The 15498-nt window shown below is 41.9% G+C and carries 14 protein-coding genes; 7 read left to right on the plus strand and 7 right to left on the minus strand.

The features are described 5' to 3' along the window. Window positions 1–136 precede the first annotated feature (136 nt). From rhlE to LDO51_RS12445, 3 genes are all read left to right on the plus strand, one after another. A complete protein-coding gene (rhlE, locus tag LDO51_RS12435; protein WP_225574802.1) occupies window positions 137–1528 on the plus strand; it encodes an ATP-dependent RNA helicase RhlE in 1392 nt (463 codons plus the stop codon). Then, window positions 1528–2487, plus strand: a complete 960-nt coding sequence (dusC, locus tag LDO51_RS12440) for a tRNA dihydrouridine(16) synthase DusC (protein WP_225574803.1) — start codon at window positions 1528–1530, stop codon at window positions 2485–2487. Before rhlE ends, dusC begins: the two co-directional genes overlap by 1 nt. 167 nt (window positions 2488–2654) lie before the next feature. Beyond that, window positions 2655–2903 (plus strand): GlsB/YeaQ/YmgE family stress response membrane protein, encoded by a 249-nt coding sequence (locus LDO51_RS12445; protein ID WP_225574804.1) that lies wholly within the window; start codon window positions 2655–2657, stop codon window positions 2901–2903. 1085 nt (window positions 2904–3988) lie between these two features. Here LDO51_RS12445 and sseA read toward each other — a convergent pair. Together sseA and LDO51_RS12455 are read right to left on the minus strand one after the other, a co-directional pair. Then, window positions 3989–4828: a 3-mercaptopyruvate sulfurtransferase gene (gene sseA, locus LDO51_RS12450; RefSeq protein WP_225577270.1), complete on the minus strand. Its 840-nt coding sequence runs from the start codon at window positions 4826–4828 to the stop codon at window positions 3989–3991. Window positions 4829–4864: 36 nt separating this feature from the next. Further along, entirely contained in the window at window positions 4865–5026 is a 162-nt protein-coding gene (locus LDO51_RS12455; protein ID WP_225574805.1) for a hypothetical protein, read from the minus strand. A 240-nt stretch (window positions 5027–5266) separates the two neighbouring features. Here LDO51_RS12455 and dinG point away from each other — a divergent pair, with 240 nt between their 5' ends. Then, on the plus strand, window positions 5267–7378 hold the full coding sequence (gene dinG, locus LDO51_RS12460; protein WP_225574806.1) for an ATP-dependent DNA helicase DinG: 2112 nt from the start codon (window positions 5267–5269) through the stop codon (window positions 7376–7378). Window positions 7379–7461: 83 nt separating this feature from the next. Here dinG and dps read toward each other — a convergent pair whose 3' ends face one another. Together dps and rhtA are read right to left on the minus strand one after the other, a co-directional pair. Beyond that, entirely contained in the window at window positions 7462–7965 is a 504-nt protein-coding gene (dps, locus tag LDO51_RS12465) for a DNA starvation/stationary phase protection protein Dps (protein WP_225574807.1), read from the minus strand. 292 nt (window positions 7966–8257) lie between these two features. Continuing rightward, window positions 8258–9145, minus strand: coding sequence for a threonine/homoserine exporter RhtA (gene rhtA, locus LDO51_RS12470; protein ID WP_225574808.1), 888 nt, complete (start codon window positions 9143–9145; stop codon window positions 8258–8260). Between the two features lie 302 nt (window positions 9146–9447). Between rhtA and LDO51_RS12475 the strand changes: the two genes are divergently transcribed. Beyond that, window positions 9448–10026: a TIGR00730 family Rossman fold protein gene (locus LDO51_RS12475; protein WP_225574809.1), complete on the plus strand. Its 579-nt coding sequence runs from the start codon at window positions 9448–9450 to the stop codon at window positions 10024–10026. Window positions 10027–10230: 204 nt separating this feature from the next. Continuing rightward, window positions 10231–11805, plus strand: a complete 1575-nt coding sequence (locus LDO51_RS12480; protein ID WP_423810980.1) for an ABC-F family ATPase — start codon at window positions 10231–10233, stop codon at window positions 11803–11805. A gap of 90 nt (window positions 11806–11895) precedes the next feature. Here LDO51_RS12480 and LDO51_RS12485 read toward each other — a convergent pair whose 3' ends face one another. From LDO51_RS12485 to moeA, 3 genes are all read right to left on the minus strand, one after another. Next, window positions 11896–12231, minus strand: a complete 336-nt coding sequence (locus tag LDO51_RS12485; RefSeq protein ID WP_006662278.1) for a zinc ribbon domain-containing protein YjdM — start codon at window positions 12229–12231, stop codon at window positions 11896–11898. 186 nt (window positions 12232–12417) lie between these two features. Continuing rightward, a complete protein-coding gene (gene moeB / locus LDO51_RS12490; protein ID WP_263869903.1) occupies window positions 12418–13140 on the minus strand; it encodes a molybdopterin-synthase adenylyltransferase MoeB in 723 nt (240 codons plus the stop codon). 28 nt (window positions 13141–13168) lie between these two features. After that, window positions 13169–14410 carry a molybdopterin molybdotransferase MoeA gene (gene moeA / locus LDO51_RS12495; protein WP_225574812.1) on the minus strand — a complete coding sequence of 414 codons (1242 nt, stop codon included), beginning with the start codon at window positions 14408–14410 and terminating at the stop codon, window positions 13169–13171. 426 nt (window positions 14411–14836) lie between these two features. Between moeA and folE the strand changes: the two genes are divergently transcribed. Further along, window positions 14837–15496: a GTP cyclohydrolase I FolE gene (gene folE / locus LDO51_RS12500; RefSeq protein ID WP_036949713.1), complete on the plus strand. Its 660-nt coding sequence runs from the start codon at window positions 14837–14839 to the stop codon at window positions 15494–15496. Window positions 15497–15498: the final 2 nt, after the last annotated feature.

The raw sequence follows: 15498 nt of genomic DNA on the forward strand, positions 1-15498 counted from the left end.
TATATTTATCACGCTCAAATGATGGTAGAATTTTTGCGTATCGCATGGCAGTTTGCGCTTTTCTTCTATTGAATATCGAATCTTCCCCCCTAGAGCTGCCCAGTAAATTGAAGCGGTGGAGCCCGGAGTAATTAATTTGACTAGTTTTTCTGACCTCGCGTTAAACGAGGAAATCTTGCGTGCCATTAATGAATTAGGCTATGAAAGCCCTACGCCTATTCAACAACAAGCTATTCCTGCTGTTTTAGCGGGTAAAGACCTATTGGCCAGTGCTCAAACAGGTACAGGTAAAACCGCTGGTTTTACTTTACCTATTTTGCAAAAGCTGGTGGACAATCCACGCGGCAATAACCGTCGTCCTATTCGCGCATTGATTTTAACCCCGACTCGTGAACTTGCGGCTCAAGTGGCTGAAAATGTAAAAGAATATAGTCGTCATTTGAGAATTCGCTCATGTGTTGTGTTTGGTGGTGTCAGTATCAACCCGCAAATGATGAAACTGCGCGGTGGTGTAGATGTGTTGATCGCAACACCGGGTCGTTTACTGGACTTGGAACATCAAAACGCGGTGGATTTATCGCAGGTTGAAGTTTTCGTCTTGGATGAAGCTGACCGTATGTTAGACATGGGCTTTATTCACGATATTCGCCGTGTAATCACTAAATTACCTAAAAAGCGCCAAAATCTTCTGTTCTCAGCGACGTTCTCTGATGAGATCAAACAGTTGGCGAGCAAGTTATTGAACAATCCAGTTTCTATTGAAGTGGCTCCGCGCAACTCAGCTTCTGAGCAAGTAACGCAGTATGTTCATTTAGTGGATAAAAAACGTAAAGCTGAGTTACTCTCGTTTATGATTGGGCGTGAAAACTGGCAGCAAGTACTGGTGTTTACACGTACCAAACATGGCGCTAACCGCTTAGCTGAGCACTTAAACAAAGATGGTGTCAAAGCGGCGGCGATTCATGGTAATAAGAGCCAAGGCGCTCGTACCCGTGCTTTAGCTGATTTTAAATCCGGGGATATCCGTGTCTTAGTGGCGACAGATATTGCGGCTCGCGGCTTAGATATCGAACAACTGCCTTATGTGGTTAACTTTGAGCTACCGAATGTGGCGGAAGATTACGTTCACCGTATTGGTCGTACAGGACGAGCTGAAGCGACGGGTATGGCGGTATCTTTAGTGTGTATCGATGAAGCGAAACTGCTTAAAGATATTGAGAAATTATTGAAGAAATCCATCCCACAGATGGAGATTGAAGGCTACGAGCCAGACCCATCAATCAAAGCTGAGCCGATCCAAAAGCCTTCTCAGCGTAATGATCGTCGAGGTTCTGATAGCCGCCGCGGGTCTGATAACCGTCGTGGTTCTGATAATAGCCGCAATGAGCGTAGTCATAGTAGCAATAAAGGTCCGAGCCGTCCTCGCCGTCAAAATGCGAATTCCGAGAAAGGTCAATCTGAATCCACTTCAGGCTCACCGTGGAAAAATGCACAGAAGCGCGTTAGACAAGGGCGTAGTGACAGCTAATGCGTGTACTACTCGCCCCGATGGAAGGGGTACTCGATTCTCTGGTTCGCCGATTATTGAGTGAGGTGAACGACTACGACTTGTGCATTACTGAGTTTGTGCGAGTTGTCGATACCTTGTTGCCGGCAAAAACGTTTTATCGGTTATGCCCGGAATTGCAACAGGGCAGCCGAACGCCATCGGGGACGTTAGTGCGGGTGCAGCTATTAGGGCAACATCCTGAGTGGTTGGCTGAAAATGCCAACCGCGCGATTGAATTAGGCTCTTGGGGCGTCGATCTCAATTGCGGTTGTCCATCAAAAACGGTGAATGGCAGCGGTGGTGGTGCGACGTTATTGAAGCAGCCGGATCTTATCTATCACGCCGCTAAAGCTATGCGGGCGGCGGTACCCAAAGAATTACCCGTTTCAGTGAAAGTTCGTTTGGGGTGGGATAGCAGCCAGTTTGCTCACGAAATTGCGGATGCTGTACAGCAAGCAGGAGCGACCGAATTGACAGTTCACGGGCGCACAAAGGAAGATGGCTATAAAGCGGAATGCATTAACTGGCAGGCGATTGGTGAACTTCGCCAGAAACTGTCGATTCCGGTCATTGCCAATGGCGAAATCTGGGATTATGAAAGTGCTAAACGCTGTATGGAAATCACCGGGTGTGATTCGATTATGATCGGCCGAGGCGCATTAAATACGCCGAATTTGAGTCGAGTGATCAAACATAATGTCGCGAAGATGCCTTGGGAACAGGTCGGGAAAATCCTCTTTAAATATACGGAATTAGAAAAACTGGGGGATACAGGGCATTACCATGCGGCTCGTATCAAACAGTGGCTGAGTTATTTACGTAAAGAGTATCAGCAGGCGGATGAACTGTTTTCTCAAGTGAGAGCGTTGAAAACGGCAGAGCAAATAGCGGATGTTATTGCGCTGCATGTGGATCAACTTTCTGTCACATCATCTTAACATGATGAAATTTGCCAAAATTTGAGATTAGGTCTTTAATTACAATGTACGGTGGTGATTAATTCAAAATACTGTCATCACCGTATGAAATGATTAAAGAGTCTATATCGTGTAACAAAGTTAGTGTGCTAGGAAATTTAAAGCAACAGAGATATTGGAGGCCTCAAATGGGCATTATTGCTTGGATTATCTTTGGTTTAATCGCAGGTGTTTTAGCTAAATGGCTGATGCCAGGAACCTATCAAATGGGTTTTATCATGACGACTGTATTGGGGATCGTCGGGGCGGTTGTCGGGGGATACATCAGCACATTCTTTGGTAAAGGCAAGGTGGATGGCTTTAACTTCGGGAGTTTTGTTGTTGCTGTGATCGGCGCCATTGCCGTGTTATTCCTTGCGGGAATGTTTATTAAGTAGCATTTCTCAGGCTACTATCATTAAGGGTAGTTTTTTCGCTACCACACAATTTACTATTTATTAAAGCCACTTATTATGACGTCCGCTAAATAATGAGTGGCTTTAATTTTTTAATTTTTACATGGCTCATGTACCATAAATTTATGAATAGATGACACTTGAGATGTCATTAGCTCAAGTAGCTTCTGAATAAAGAAACCATTTTTTGAGTAACTCCACGTAATATAGTTATTTTCGACTAAAGATAATTCGATTTTATCGATGTTAATATGGTAGTTAAATATAGGGTCTAAATCTAAAGCTCGATAAGTGTATAAATAAAAAGTCATGTCTTCTAAATTGGTTGTATTAAAGCAACTTATAATAAATTTATCCGACTCTTTATGAATAACAGGGTGTATTTCATGTGTTTGTTGCCACAATATTTTTTTATGTAAGCTTTTCATTAGAATATTACAGATTATTCTATTTTCATTAAATTCCATAATAAACCTCATATTTTTCTTTCAGATATACTAAGTGTGTTGTTTATATAATCGAGTAAGATAATTGTCTCATTAAGAAAATGAAAGTAATGATTATAACTTAGATCATCATAGTTATTAATGGCAAGAATCTTCTTTGTATTAATTATGTACTTATTTATATATGTGGTGAATTTTTTGTCTTTTAACTCCATAAACAAAAAGTAATTATGTAGGGGTAGCATCTTTCTTTGCAATAGAATTTTATCTTTACTACTCATGTTTACACTGGGTATTTCTGATATGTGTATGTAATAGTTGTTAAAAAGAGCATTTAACTTCTCTTTATGAAAATAAATGGATGCCTTACGATTAAATTTAATCGTCAATCTTGATGTTTGTAATAGAACCCATAAAGTTGCTGCGGTACCTACAAAGGTAGATAGCGTCCCTAGGTTTATTACCCAGAGTTCCCATAATGTATTCATTAGTTATTAGCTCCATAAAAATAGAGTAATAAAAAGCGTAATTAATTTAATTAATTTTTTATAATATTAGATTTAAATAGAATAAATAAATTCCCTCATAATTAACGCTTATTTATGAGGGAATAAAAAATGATTAAGGTTCGATTGGTAACCCGTTGTCTTGCCCCCATTGCGCCCATGAACCATCATAGAGGCGCACATGTGGATTACCTAATAAGACCAATGCTAGTAAAACAACGGCAGCAGTCATGCCTGAGCCACAGGTTGTGACTGTTGGTGCGGTAATATCAACACCTTGCTGAGCAAAAATAGTTTTTAACTGTTCGGGGGATTTATATTCCCCATTATCCACTAATAAATCCCAAGGCACATTTTTACTGCCCGGAATATGCCCCATTCTTAAACCGGGGCGAGGTTCAGGGGCTTGAGCGAGAAAACGGGCAGCCGCACGCGCATCAATAATTTGAATTTTACCTTCAGTGGCAATCTCTAACATTTGTTGTTGATTCAGTGCATTGGCATCTTGTCTATCTGCAATAAAGGTTTGTGCAGCTGGTGGAGTGACTTTACCCGATTGGGTTGTGAAACCGGCTGCTTTCCATGCGTTAATTCCGCCCGCTAAAATTTTAACCTGTTTACAGCCTAAAGTGCGGAAAGTCCACCATGCACGTGGGGATGAAAATAAGTTATTTTGAGCGTAAATAATGACTTGGGTTTGATTATTAATCCCCATCGCTCCAACAGCTTGGCTAAATGTGGCGGCATCAGGGAGCATATGGGGTAAGTCGCAACTCTTATCGGCGACTTCATCTTGATTAAAAAATTGAGCTTGGGGAATGTGCTCATCCAGGTAGCTTTGGTAGCAATCATAAGGGGCGGTAGGTGGTGGTGTAGAGACATCAAGCACAATAATATTACTGTCTGAAAGATGCGAATTTAACCACTCTGGTGTTACAAAATAATCGTTGTACATCATAACTCACCGTCCCGTTTGATTAATAGTGGATGATTACTGGATCTGATTAGGCGCAGGAAATATCGATGGCGATTGTGCCTGATTTTGCTCTATAGGTGTTGTGGAGCGGGTATAAATATTCATCCCGGCAAGCACAATACCCCCAATAGAACTCAACGCGCATAATGCGCACAGTGCGATGACGACTTTTTTCATTTTTATTAGCCTGATTTGACACGAAGATGCCAAAGTATAACTGGATGGTGATAGCAAACAAGTTCTACGGGGTATTTTCTTGGCTCGATTTTGTGTTTTGCGAAAGGCTTTCCAGAATTTGTGTATAATGGAAATTAATACAGTAGTTTTGCGAAGGGTTTCGCAAAAGAGAAACAGGGGCTTTTCGGCCTCTTTTTTGATTGGTTATCATCTCCTTTTTACTTGGTTTTCTGCGTATCTATGTCTCTGTCAAATAAAATCAAAGAACAAATAACTCAATGGTATAAGGGGTTATCTCATCAAATCGACGGGTTTGTCTCTCGGGCGCCTCAGCGACAGATGATTGCTGAAGTGGCGAAAAATTTGTCAGATGCAGAGGGGCGTCATTTAGTCATTGAAGCACCAACTGGGGTGGGAAAAACCTTATCCTATTTGATACCTGGTATTGCAGTTGGGCGCGAAGAAGGCAAAACGTTGGTCGTGAGTACCGCCAACGTTGCCCTACAAGATCAAATATTCAGTAAGGATTTGCCATTACTGGGCAAAATTATTCCTGACTTAAAATATACAGGCGCATTTGGGCGAGCACGTTATGTATGCCCTCGAAATTTAGAAGCTATTTGTGCTGCGGAAGGGGAACAAATTGATTTAATGCTGTTGGTGGAAGACAAAACTGAAATTGCCAACAGCGAAGAGAGAGCGCAGTGCCAGCAATTACGCAATGATTTTCATAGCTTCGCTTGGGATGGGCTGCGTGACCACCATAAAAAGGCATTTAGTGATAGTTTATGGCGTAAAGTCAGCACCGATAAAATGAACTGCCTTGGACGCAATTGCCAGTTCTATCAACGATGCCCTTTTTTTATTGCACGTCGTGAAATTGAAGATGCAGATGTGGTCGTGGCTAACCACGCTTTAGTGATGGCGGCAATGGAAACAGAATCGGTACTGCCGGATCCCAAAAAATTATTGTTAGTTCTTGATGAAGGGCATCACGTTCCTGATGTGGCGAGAGACGCCTTAGAAGTGGAAGGGGAAATTACGCTAGTTCAGCTTACTGCACAGGTGGATAATTTTATTCATCATGTCGGGCAGTACGTTGCGCAGTTTCGCCCTGCAAAGCCACCTAAGTTGACCAATCCTGAGAAGCTACAGCAACACGCCGAAAAATTACGTGAGTATTTCCGTGATTTTTCACTGTTAGCGAACGGGCTATTACCTGAAACATCCAAAGAGTCAGAATATTTGTTCCCTATGGGGATCTTGCCCGAGGTAATGCAGCAATGCTGCCAAGAGCTATTTAAGCTGACGGATGCATTACGTGGGCTATCAGAGGCGATTCTCAGTGACTTAACGGAACAAACAGCAAAGCAAGATATTGTGCGTTTACATCGCTCCATCTTAGTGACAAGCCGAGCTATGGGTTATTTTGAAAATATGACTAAATTGTGGCGCTTAGCCTCGCTTGATCAAAGCTCGGGTGCGCCCGTTTCGAAATGGCTTAGCCGCCGTTATGAGAAAAATCAATCTCGGATTTTTATGCATTGCGCGGGGATCCGCGTGAGTGAACAGCTACAACATTTGTTATGGAAAAATGTGCCTCATATTGTGGTGACATCGGCAACACTTCGCTCTTTGAACAGCTATTCGCGTTTTATGGAATTGACGGGATTATCGGAAAAGAGCGATGACCGTTTCGTGACGCTTACCTCGCCGTTTAATCATGTTGAACAGGGGAAGTTGGTGATCCCCAAAATGCAGCATGAGCCAACTATGGCAAATGAAGCTGAACATTTGAAAGAGATGGCAACCTATTTTCGTCATCAATTTACGCATAGTGATCACCATGGGGTATTGATCCTATTTAGTAGCCAGCGAGCGATGGACGGGTTTCTGGAGCATGTGAAGGATTTACGTCTACAGCTCCTAGTGCAGGGTGATCAGCCACGTTATCGGTTAGTGGAGACGCACTGTGAACGTATTAAACAAGGGCAAAAAAGCGCGTTAATCGGTTTACAATCATTTGCGGAAGGGTTGGATTTAAAGGGGGAATTTTTAACCCAGGTGCATATTCATAAGATTGCATTTCCACCTGTGACAAACCCGGTGATTATTACGGAAGGGGACTGGCTGAAATCATTAAAGCGTTATCCATTCGAGGTACAAAGTTTACCTAGCGCTTCATTTAATTTGATCCAGCAAGCGGGACGTTTGATTCGCAGTCATGAATGTTATGGCGAAATTATCATTTATGATAAACGCTTATTAACCAAAAACTATGGTAAACGTTTATTAAATTCGTTACCCATTTTCCCGATTGAACAACCTGAAATGCCAACATCAGATAAGTAGTACGACAAATTAAGTAGGGTGATAAATAATTGAGACCACCGAAGTGGTCTCATGGTCAATATATTGACTCTGTTTTTACGACACTACTCAATATTGGCTTCTAATAACCATAGAAATTTATCTAGATCGCGAGAGGCGGCGGTAAACATATCTGCAGTATTTTCATCTTCAACTTCATCGATAGCCTTACGAATATCATTCGCAACAACGGCATATCGTTCTGCTAACGCTTTTAAATGGTCTTGTACAGAATGAATATCCAGAGGATAAGCTTCTAATGACGTGAATTTATTGACTTGTTGTGATGTTCCAGTGGCAACGCCACCCAGTTGAACTGCACGCTCAGCGAATTCATCCAAGTGCCCAACGATACTATCTCTAAAGCCATCTAACATCTCATGTACAGCGATAAAGTTACGACCGCGCATGTTCCAATGTGCTTGTTTAGTGATTAAAGAGAGATCGGTGAAATGGATAAGCATCATGTTTAAGATACCAATAGTTTCTAATTTAATACTATCTTCAATATCATTACGGGTATATAAAAGTTCAATTGAAGAGGTTTTAAATAATTTTGCAGTACTCATGGGGTTTCCTCTCTTAAATATAAATTCATTCAATTATCTTGTCTGTTTATAAATATAGAGTGTAAAGCTAAGAATGTCATAAAGTAATAATCTATTACTTTAATAGGCAGGATGATGATATTTTTTAGAATGTTTGTTTATTTAGGTTTTACCAATTGAATCTATCGATGCGATATTTCAAATAAATGAAGGTTACCTTACAAGATAATGAAATAAATAAATGAAGAAAAAAATAAAAAGGCTAATAGCAATGTCTATTAGCCTTTGATAAAAGTGAATGTAGCGTAATTATTTACGATACTTTTTCAATCTTTGATTTGGGTATTGAAGTTGATGTTGAACCAATAGATGCGCATACAATGCACAGGAGTGCTAACCATTGTGTCATTGTTAAATGTTCTTGTAGGAATACAATACCTAAAAATGCACCCATACAAGGCTCTAGACTCATTAGGGTGCCGAAGGTTTTTGCGGGTAGCTTGGTTAACGCTATCATCTCCAATGTATACGGAAATGCGGTAGACAAAATAGCAACCCCTAAAGCCAAAGGTAGAATAGCTGGGTCAAACATCGCTTCAACTCCGGTCTGCATCAACCCAATGGGGAAGAAAATGAGTGCCGAAATCAATGAGCCCACTGCAACGGTTGCGGCACCGTAACCCGCGCCAGCGCGTTGTCCAAAGATAATATAAATCGCCCAGCAGACACCGGCACCTAAAGCATAAGCGGCACCAACCAGGTCAAGCGAGTCAATGTTATTGCCAATAGGCAGTAAGAACAGCAACCCCGCAATGACAAGCCCAATCCATAAAAAGTCGATAGGGCGGCGAGAAGAAAACATTGCAACCGCTAATGGACCCGTAAACTCAAGTGCGACCGCAATTCCTAAAGGGATACGCTCAAGAGCTAAATAAAACAGGTAGTTCATGGTTCCGAGAGATAAACCATAAGCAAGCAGTGGCCCTAGTGAGCTTTTTCTGAAATTTAAACGCCATGGTTTAAAGATCACGCACAAAATAATCGTGGCAAGCAACAAACGTAAACCGGTAACACCTGGTGCGCCGATAAGTGGGAATAATGTTTTAGCTAAAGAGGCGCCGCTTTGGATTGACATCATTGCCAGTAATAGCAAGCCTATCGGCAATAGCGGAAAAGCACTCTTTTTAGTATCGGCAGACATGAATAAAAAACCTCAAAAAAACGTTGGTAACGTCGATAAAACCCATACTGTATATACAGATGAAATGGGTAAATATAAATGATAATGGTGGTTTGTTAGGATATTTACCCTAAGCCAGCAAATTGATGTGAATTATCTCACAGAATTCATGCAGATTATATTGCTTTGTTTAGCGTGAAGAATTCATCATATTATTTAATATCGGATAACGACTAAATAATAAAATATTGTGAGTTGAGCTTCTTTGTAGGTACCGTATAATTTTGCGGTTACAAGAATGATAATAGGAATGAAAATAGAACATGAAAAAAATTAAAAGCGTCGCGGTTTATTGCGGTTCAAGCATGGGTACGAATGAAATTTATCAAAAACAAGCCATTGAGTTTGCAAAAGAGCTGGTAAAACGTGATATCGCTTTAGTCTATGGTGGTGCGAGTGTTGGGTTGATGGGAATTGTTGCAGATACGGTATTATCTTTAGGCGGCAAGGCTATTGGTGTGATCCCATCTCTTCTTGAAGAGCGTGAGATTTCGCATAAAAATCTGACCGAATTGTACAAAGTCGACACCATGCATCAGCGCAAAAGTAAAATGATTGAACTTGCGGATGGTTTTGTCGCGATGCCGGGCGGTTATGGCACCTTAGAAGAATACAGCGAAGTGTTCACTTGGAGCCAAATTGGTTTACATACAAAGCCTTGCGGGTTGTTTAATATTAATAATTATTGGCAGTCTCTGATTGATATGACTAATAAAATGGCGGATGAGGGCTTTTTACATGAAAAGTATCGCCATATGGCGATTGTGGAATCATCCCCAGCCAGTTTATTAGATCAGTTTGAAACCTATGTAGCACCGCCTGTAAAAACCTACGAAAAATAAATAATCATCCATTGACCTCTTTTTCCTAAATAGCTGCGTGCCAAAATCAGAGCAAGATCTAAACGCTGGATTATGGCATAATGCGCGGCTATTTATTCTTATCAGAATTCAAGTCGGCGAGATAAGGGCAATTACGCTAATCTCGGGGCGACTCTACAAAGATCAATTTAAGGCATCGCAGTGTTAACAACCAACAATATCACTATGCAGTTTGGCAGTAAGCCGCTGTTTGAAAACATCTCAGTTAAGTTCGGTACCGGTAACCGCTATGGTCTGATCGGTGCAAATGGTGCGGGTAAATCCACATTTATGAAAATTCTGGGGGGGGACTTAGCACCAACCGCAGGAAATGTGAGTACCACGGATCCTAACGAACGCTTAGGTAAATTACGCCAAGACCAATTTGCATTCGAAGAGTTTACCGTTCTCGATACCGTTATTATGGGACATGCTGAGCTTTGGGATGTCAAGCAAGAGCGTGACAGAATTTATGCGATGCCAGAAATGAGCGAAGAAGATGGTTATCGTGTTGCGGACCTCGAAGTAGCTTATGGTGAAATGGATGGCTATAGTGCGGAAGCGCGTGCGGGTGAGCTGCTATTAGGCGTCGGTATTCCAGTTGAGCAGCATTATGGACCAATGAGTGAAGTAGCCCCTGGTTGGAAACTTCGCGTGCTATTGGCTCAGGCATTATTTGCCGACCCAGATATTCTGTTACTTGATGAACCGACGAACAACTTGGATATCGATACCATCCGTTGGTTAGAGCAAGTGCTGAATGACCGTAACTGCACCATGGTCATCATTTCCCATGATAGACACTTCTTAAACACCGTTTGTACGCACATGGCGGACTTAGATTACGGTGAGCTGCGTTTATTCCCGGGTAATTATGATGAGTATATGATTGCAGCAACTCAAGCGAGAGAGCGTCTATTATCTGATAACGCAAAGAAAAAAGCGCAAATTGCAGAATTACAATCGTTCGTCAGCCGCTTCAGTGCTAACGCGTCAAAATCTAAACAAGCAACTTCTCGAGCTCGTCAAATTGATAAAATTCAATTGGATGAAGTTAAAGCTTCTAGTCGTCAAAACCCATTCATTCGTTTTGAACAAGAGAAAAAACTGTTCCGTAACGCTCTGGAATTAGAAGCGGTCACCAACGGTTATGACCAAGGCCCTCTGTTTAAGAATGTGAACCTATTACTGGAAGTGGGTGAGAAAATGGCGGTTATTGGTGCTAACGGTATCGGTAAAACCACATTCTTAAAAACCTTAGTGGGTGAGCAACCTGCGACAAATGGAACGGTCAAATGGTCTGAAAACCATAATATTGGTTATTATGCACAAGATCATGCAGAAGACTTCGATACTGACCTGAACGTGTTTGACTGGATGAGCCAGTGGAAAAGTGAAGGGGATGACGAGCAAGCGGTTCGTAGTATTTTAGGTCGTTTACTGTTCTCTCAAGACGATATTAAGAAGAAAGTGTCGGTCTTATCAGGTGGTGAGCAAGGTCGTATGTTATTTGGTAAGTTAATGATGCAACAGCCAAATATCTTGATTATGGATGAACCAACTAACCACTTAGATATGGAATCCATTGAATCGTTGAACTTAGCGTTAGAAATGTATCAAGGAACGCTGATTTTCGTTTCTCATGACCGTGAGTTTGTGAGTTCACTGGCAACCCGTATTCTTGAGATTAAAGAAGATAAAGTGATTGATTTTAAAGGTACTTATGACGAGTACCTGAAAAGCCAAGGCGTTGTTATCTAATCTTGTTTGAATCAAAAAATAGCCCCGCTGGTGTGATACCCGCGGGGCTATTTTTATTTAGCTGTTCAAAATGGCAGAACAGCCTCAAAATTAGTTTTTCTTCACAAACTCAGATTTCAGTTTCATTTGACCGAAACCATCGATTTTACAATCGATATTGTGGTCGCCTTCCACTAAACGAATACCTTTAACGCGGGTACCGATTTTCAGCATTGAAGAACTCCCTTTCACTTTAAGATCTTTGATTACGGTAACAGTATCGCCATCAGCTAATAAGTTGCCATTAGCATCTTTTACGATGAGTTCATCAATGTCAGCAACTGGCTCAGCATCATTCCATTCGTGCGCACACTCAGGGCAGATGTACATATCATTGTCAGTATAGGTATATTCAGACTGACATTTTGGGCAAGGAGGTAATGACATATTTATATTCTCAGTAATGACTGACACAGTCATAGTTCAAACTAGTAGGGATAACGAGGTTCCCCGAAAGGGGGATAGTATAAGACCAAAGACAAGATAAATGAATTTTTAGGATTATTCTTAATTTTATATCTTAAAGAATGGTGAAATAGAATAATGGCGAGATTTAGCTCGCCATGAATAATCTTAAGAGCAGACCTCACAATGAGGGTCTTTATTGAGCTTAAATTGACGAAAATCCAGCGTCATCGCATCAAATAACAGCACGTTCCCAACATTGACTTTGCCGTACTGCGCTAGCAATTTGATGGTTTCCATCGCTTCTAATGTGCCAATTGTACCTACCAGCGGCGCCATCACGCCAGCCTCTACACATGTCAGGCTATTTTCGCCAAACAGTCTGCTTAGGCAGTGATAGCAGGGCATTCCTTCTTCGTAGGTAAATACGGAAAGTTGCCCTTCCATACGAATTGCGGCACCCGAAACAAAAGGGATTTTGTGCTTAAAGCAAAGGCGGTTAAGCTGCTCGCGGATGGCAACATTATCCGTGCAATCTAAGATCACATGATGCTGTAGAACTAATTGCTCCAGCTCAGGATCCTCCAATTGCGCGTTAACCGTATCAATCTGGATATGAGGATTGATGGCCGTTAGCTGTGCTTTGGCTGAATCTACTTTAGGCTCACCGATGGTGGCGTCGCGGTGCAGGGTTTGGCGCTGTAAGTTTGATAGGGAAACTGTATCAAAATCTACGAGGGTTAAATGTCCAACACCCGCCGCAGCAAGGTATTGCGTCGCAGCGCAGCCAAGCCCACCAAGTCCAACGACCAAGACTTTACCTGCCTTTAGCTTTTCCTGCCCGTCAAAATCGAAGCCGCGTAAGATAATTTGGCGGTTATAACGCAGCATTTCCTGATCAGTCAGCTCTTGCACAGTCTTACTCACTTTTTAATAAGTAATTGAACATTTCCACATCAACCATTTCGCCTGCCGCCACTTTTCCACGCTCGCGTTCTAATACAATAAAGCAGTTTGCTTGGCTAAAAGAACTGAAAACGTGTGAACCTTGGTGTCCTGTGGTTGCTACTTGTAGCTGACCTTGTTCATCGACGCTTAAAATTCCCCGTTGGAAATCAAGGCGTCCCGGTGATTTTTTCAGCGGTGTGGTGACTGGCACTTTGAAACGTACAGGGGCTTTCCATTGGCTATGACCGGAAAGGCGGGCAATTAATGGCTGAACTAATTGATAGAAAGTCAGTGCGGCAGAGACGGGGTTGCCTGGTAAGCCGCAGAACCACGCTGAACTTAGCTTGCCGAATGCGAAAGGTTTACCTGGTTTGATGGCTAATTTCCAAAAACCAATCTCACCCAGTTCATCCAGAATCTGTTTGGTGTAATCCGCTTCGCCGACAGAGACACCACCGCTGCTGATGACTAAATCAGCACATTGGTTAGCGTCAATAAAGGTTTGTTTGAGTTTTTCGGGTGAATCGGGGATCACGCCTAAATCGAACACTTCGCAATTGAGTTTTTCTAACATTAAGCGAACGGCAAAACGGTTAGTGTCATAAATTTGTCCCTCAGCCAGAGGCTCGCCTACCGCTTGAAGTTCATCACCAGTTGAGAAGACTGCAACTTTTAAACGGCGCTGGACAGTGACATTCGCAATTCCTAGAGACGCTATTAATGGAAGCTGTGCGGTAGACAATAAGGTTCCTGCAGGGAATACAGCGCTACCTTGGGCAATATCTTCGCCAGCTTTACGGATATTGTTACCTTGCTTGACGCTTTCCGTAAAAATAATCCCTTGGTCAGTTTGTTCTGCTGCTTCTTGCATGACAACGGTATCAACGCCTTCAGGGATTGGTGCTCCCGTCATGATCCGCACACAGCTACCTGCGGGTAATTTTCCTTCCATTGGGTTGCCAGCAAAGGACTTTCCAGCGACAGGCATCGGTTTTTTTCCATCCCAATCGGCAAAGCGAAAACCATAACCATCCATCGCGGAGTTATCGAATGGCGGGACATTTATAGGAGAAATGAGGTCTTCGGCAATAATACGTTGGGCAGACTCAGTTAATGGAATGATTTCAGTGCTGGTGACCGTTGTGGTGTTTGAAAGTAATTTTTCTAATGCAAGCTCTAGTGAAATCAAACCGTTAGTATGACACTGGTCCATAAATCGTTACCCCTTTATCTTGTTATTGGCCTTCGAGGCTTAAAATAAAACTGTTGTCGGTATTATGTCAGATATAGTGCATTGGGTGAATGAATAGAAATTGATTACTGATAGCTTTTGAGTGGATAGTTTGTGGCATTTGAGTATGCATTGCGTTGTTGTCATAAACCCACTATTAAATAACACGATTTTTGCTAAAACAGACCCATCAAAAAAGCTAAAATAAAGCGTATTATTAATTTCATTTAAATAATGAAATAGTTATTTAAATTGCAAAGAGTATTCTGGATCTGAGCGCACGATAACCTGCAAATATTTCATGCTGTTGATGGATGTATTACTGGATTATCTGTACTTGCTGCTTTAGAGTACCGCGCACACCTGCATTTTTATAAAAATAGTGTTATACCATCTGTGGAGGATCCTATGTCATCTCTGAGTAAAGAGGCCGAATTAGTTCATGCTGCTTTGGAAGCTAGAGGGCTTGAAACCCCGTTACGTATCCAACCAAAATCCGGTGAAGATCGTAAGCAACTGATTGAAGGGCATATGACCGAAATTATGAAGTTGCTGAATTTAGATTTAACCGATGATAGCTTAGCGGATACTCCGCGCCGTATTGCAAAAATGTATGTGGATGAGATTTTTTCAGGTCTTGACTACGCGAACTTCCCAAAAATCACATTAATTGAAAATAAAATGAATGTGGATGAAATGGTTACTGTACGTGATATTACTCTGACCAGTACTTGTGAGCACCACTTTGTGACAATCGACGGTAAAGCGATTGTGGCATACATCCCTAAAGACAAAGTGATTGGATTATCGAAGATCAACCGTATTGTGCAGTTTTTCTCACAGCGCCCACAAGTTCAAGAACGTTTAACGCAGCAAATTTTAGTGGCTCTGCAAACTTTGCTAGGCACCATGAATGTCGCAGTTTCTATTGATGCCGTTCACTACTGTGTGAAAGCACGTGGTATACGTGATGCGACCAGCGCTACCACCACTACGTCATTAGGTGGGCTGTTCAAATCTAGCCAAAATACACGCCAAGAGTTCTTACGTGCGGTTCGCCACCTCTAATT

The organism is Providencia alcalifaciens, from assembly GCF_020271745.1.
GTDB classification, from domain to species: Bacteria; Pseudomonadota; Gammaproteobacteria; order Enterobacterales; family Enterobacteriaceae; genus Providencia; species Providencia alcalifaciens_B.